Raw genomic sequence first — 4058 nt, 5'->3', positions numbered from 1 at the left:
GCCGCGGGGGGGCGGGGGCGGGGGCCCCCCCACCCCAACCCCCCCCCACCCCCCCCCCCCCCCCCCCCCGCCCCGGGGGGGGGGGTCCCCCCACCCCCCCCCCCGCCCCGCCGCCCCCCCCCCCCCCCCCCCCCCCCCCCCCCCCTTCGAGTTTGTGCCGATCGGCGCGATCGCGACGAGCGGGACCAGCGAGCCGGGCGCTGCACATCTCGGCCGTGGCCCTGATCGGCGCTTCAGCAGCCCGACCTGGCTACGGCCCGACCGGCCGGCGGAACTTCACCGCCGGGCCGGGCCGATCGCATCGCCGGGATGCGGCTCGTCAGACGGGGAGTTTGCGGAAGATCGGGCGCGGGATATGGCGCAGGATCATCATCACGTACCGGAACGCGCCCGGCGCCCAGATGAGCTCCTTGCCCTTCTCCGACGCCGCGACGGCCAGTGCCGCCACTTCTTCCTTGTCCACGGTGAGCGGTGCCTCTTTGGCGCCGGTGGCCTTCCAGTGCTCGATCGTGGTGGTGGTGCGCACCTGACCGGGCCGGATCACCAGCACGCGCGGCCCGAACGGCCGCAGCGCCTCGCCGAGACCCAGGTAGAAACCGTCCAGGCCGGCCTTGGTGGAGCCGTAGACGAAATTCGAGCGCCGGACCCGCTCACCGGCGGCCGAGGACATGGCGATGATCCGCCCGAAGCCCTGCGCCTTCATCTTCTCGCCGATCAGCACACCCACCGAGACGGCAGCGGTGTAGTTGATCTGCGCGATCTGGACGGCCTTGCGCTGGTCCTGCCACAGTTCCTCGGCATTGCCGAGCAAACCGAACGCCACGATGGCGACATCGATATCGCCCTCGGCCCACGCCTTTTCGACGACCTCGGGGTGCGCGGCGGTATCGAGCGCGTCGAAATCGATCACATCGACCTGGCTCGCCCCGGAAGCCTTCATCCGATCGACTGCGGTATCGCGTAGCGGATCACCGGGCACAACGGCCAGGACCACCCGGGCGGGGCCCTTCTTCAGGTATTCCGCACAGATCGCGAGGCCGATTTCCGAGGTCCCGCCGAACAGCAGAATGGACTGCGGATTGCCTACCGCGTTGATCACTGAAGCTCCAGCCTTCTCGCCATATCGGACATGAATACGCCTGTCGGGTCGACGCTGCGGCGCACCTTGATCCACTCGTCGATCCGGGGATACATCTGATGGAAGGTTTCGGCGGTGGTACGCGAATCCTTCCCGGTGTAGAGCCGCCCACCGAATTCGAGGACCCGCCGGTCCAATTCGGTGACGAACTCGTTGAGACCGGGTGCGATCGGGAAGTCCAGGCAGACATTCCAGCCCGGCATCGGGAAACTCAACGGCGCCTGGTTGCCCTCACCGAAGTACTTGAACACGTTGAGGAACGAATAGTGCCCGCTGGCCTGGATATCGATGAGGATCTGCTTGAACTCCGCCACCGCTTCCGGCGGCACCACGAACTGGTACTGCAGGAAGCCACGCGAACCGTACGCGCGGTTCCACTCGCCGAGCATATCGAGCGGATGGTAGAAGGCCGTCAGGTTCTGCGGCTTCTGCCGGTAGGTCGCGCCCTTGCGATACCAGATCTCGGTCGCCAGCGTGAATGTCTTGTTGTTGAGCAGACCGTTCGGGAAGACATCGGGGAAGGTGAGGAACGTTTTCCCGGTGAATCCGAGCGGGTTCTTCTGCAGCTTCTTCGGCAGTTGGTCCAGCTTCGCCAGCGAACCGCGCGAAATCACCGCCCGGCCGAGCTTCGGCATCGGGCTGAGCGCGTCGAACCACGCCGAGCTGTACTCGTATTTGTCCTCGGAACCGTCGCTGTGGAAGGCGATTGTCTCGTCGAGACCCGACGTCACATCGCCGTCGGCGATGAAATACGCGGTTTCGGTCGGGGTCATCTCGATGGTGGCCCGCAGGATGATCCCGGTCAGACCGCAGCCGCCGACGGTGGCCCAGAACAGCTTCGCATTCTTCTTCGGGCTGATGGACTGCACGGTGCCGTCGGCGGTGAGCAGCTGCATCGACCGCACATGATTACCGAAACTGCCCGCACTGTGATGGTTCTTACCGTGGATATCGGAACCGATCGCGCCGCCGACGGTGACCTGCCGGGTGCCCGGCAGCACCGGGACCCACAGGCCGAACGGCAGTGCGGCCTTCATCAACTGGTCGAGATTCACGCCCGCGTCGACATCCACCAACCGGCTGTCCCGGTCGATCCGGTGGATCTTGTTCAGTGCGGTCATATCGACGACCAGGCCACCCGCGTTCTGCGCGTTGTCGCCGTAGGAGCGGCCGAGACCGCGGGCGATCACGCCGCGCCGCAGATGAGCCGGTTTGCCATCGTTGTCCGTGGCGACCTTGGCGACCGCTTCGGCGATGAGTTCCGGGTCGCTCGTCGAGAGCACCTCGGCGGTGGTCGCGGCGGTACGAGCCCATCCGGCGAGTTTCCGGGTGGTGGTGGGTAGTGCGAACCCGGTAACAGCTGTATCGGGTTCGCCGGCCGCCGGGGTCTCGGTACCGGCCGACTGGGTCGAGGTCGGAGCTTTCGTGGACATCGGCATAGAGGCTACTGCAACATGGGCGGCCCTGCGGCTGTGAGTCCGGCGGCCGCTCCGGTTGTTGGTCCGGCGTCGGCTGCGGCGGACCTTGTTGACCATGGTCTCGGCGGTGGACCTTCTGTGAAGGGCGGGGGCTGTGATTTCGAGGTGCTCCGGCTCCGCGGCGGGGGTCGGGACGCTGTCGGTCGTGTTATCGGGCTGGGCCGTCGGTGAGGGCGGGGCTGTGATTTCGGAGGCTCTCCGGCTCCGCGGTGCGGGGTTCGGAAATGTCGGCCCCTGCTATCGGGGGAGGGCTGTAAGTGGAGGAGATATGGAGGCGTTCCGGCTTCGCGGTGCGGGGGGCGGGGTGCTGTCGGCCGTGCTCGCGGGTGGGCCGTCCGTGGAGGGGCGGGCTGTAATTTCGGAGCCGCTCCGCGGCTCGAGGGTGGGGCCCTCGTGACCCCTGGTCTTCACTCCTCCGCTCCTCCGCTGCGCTCCCCCGCTCCGTCGCTCCAGACCAGGGGCGGGCCCCACCCATTGGGGTTTACCCGTTACTGGAAGCGGGGGAGGAGGGAATTCGGCGGTGTTGGTTACCCGGGGGGCCGACGGGTGGGTTCGGCAAGTAGATTTCGGGCGGTGGCCCCTGAAAGCAATGCCGTAAGCCGGGGACCTCGGGTAGCGCCGGGGGAAACCGGGGATCTTTCCGTCTCGCCCGAGGAGCAGGTGACGGCCGGGCTCGCGCCGAATACTGCCGGGCAGGCGAGCGCGGAGATCGGCCTGAAGACCCAGCTGGTCCGGTTTGTGGCCACGGGTGCGCTCTCGGCGGTGGTGGATTTCGGCCTGTACTGGCTACTGCTCGAGGTGGCGGGGCTGCCGGTGAACATCGCGAAGGCGATCGGGTTCATCGCCGGCACCACGACCGCGTATCTGATCAACCGGCGGTGGACTTTCAACGCGCCGCCCAGCCGGGCCCGGTTCGTCGCAGTGGTCGCGCTCTACGGTCTTACGTTCTGCGTGCAGGTCGGGATCAACTGGGTGTTCTACGAAGCCTTCGACGAGGGCCTGTGGTGGCGGGTGCCGCTGGCCTATGTGATCGCCCAGGGGACGGCGACCGTCATCAACTTCGTGGTCCAGCGTCTGGTCATCTTCCGTATCCGCTGATCAGCCCATACCGATCCGGGCCGGCAGCGGTCCGGGCACGAGGAGAACCCCGGTCGTGGGCCCCGCCCCGGGGTGTGGGGGGCCGGGTTGTGTTTTGGCGGTTTAGGCGCCCCGGGGGGGGGGGGGGGGGCCCCGGGGGGGGGGGGGGGGCGGCCGCGGGCGGCGCCCGGGGGGGGGGGGGGGGGGGGGGGGGGGGGGTGGTGGGGGGGGGGGGGTGGGGGGGGGGGGGGTTTTGGGGGGGGGGGGGGGGGGGGGGGGGGGCGGGGGGGGGGGGGGGGGGGGGGTTTTTTTTGGTTTTTTTGGGCGGTCCCGGGGGGGGGGGCCCCCTGGGGGGGGCCTCGCCC

At 68.7% G+C, this 4058-nt stretch carries 3 protein-coding genes; 1 reads left to right on the top strand and 2 read right to left on the bottom strand.

Annotated elements, in window-relative coordinates:
• Positions 1 to 319 precede the first annotated feature (319 nt).
• Both QH195_RS27980 and QH195_RS27975 read right to left on the bottom strand, forming a co-directional pair.
• On the bottom strand, positions 320 to 1099 hold the full coding sequence (locus QH195_RS27980) for a decaprenylphospho-beta-D-erythro-pentofuranosid-2-ulose 2-reductase (RefSeq protein WP_280421356.1): 780 nt from the start codon (positions 1097 to 1099) through the stop codon (positions 320 to 322).
• Positions 1096 to 2577, bottom strand: coding sequence for an FAD-binding oxidoreductase (locus QH195_RS27975; protein WP_280421355.1), 1482 nt, complete (start codon positions 2575 to 2577; stop codon positions 1096 to 1098). Before QH195_RS27975 ends, QH195_RS27980 begins: the two co-directional genes overlap by 4 nt.
• Before the next feature lie 699 nt (positions 2578 to 3276).
• Between QH195_RS27975 and QH195_RS27970 the strand changes: the two genes are divergently transcribed.
• The gene (locus QH195_RS27970) at positions 3277 to 3714 is read left to right on the top strand and encodes a GtrA family protein (protein WP_280421354.1); all 438 of its coding nucleotides are present in this window, start codon (positions 3277 to 3279) and stop codon (positions 3712 to 3714) included.
• Positions 3715 to 4058: the final 344 nt, after the last annotated feature.

Source organism: Nocardia carnea, from assembly GCF_029868855.1.
Taxonomy (GTDB): domain Bacteria; phylum Actinomycetota; class Actinomycetes; order Mycobacteriales; family Mycobacteriaceae; genus Nocardia; species Nocardia carnea_A.
This window is presented reverse-complemented; position numbering and strand designations above follow the sequence as displayed.

Coding starts and splice junctions, on each gene's coding strand:
- QH195_RS27975 (WP_280421355.1), bottom strand. CDS start 2,577: ATGCCGATGTCCACGAAAGCTCCGACCTCGACCCAGTCGGCCGGTACC.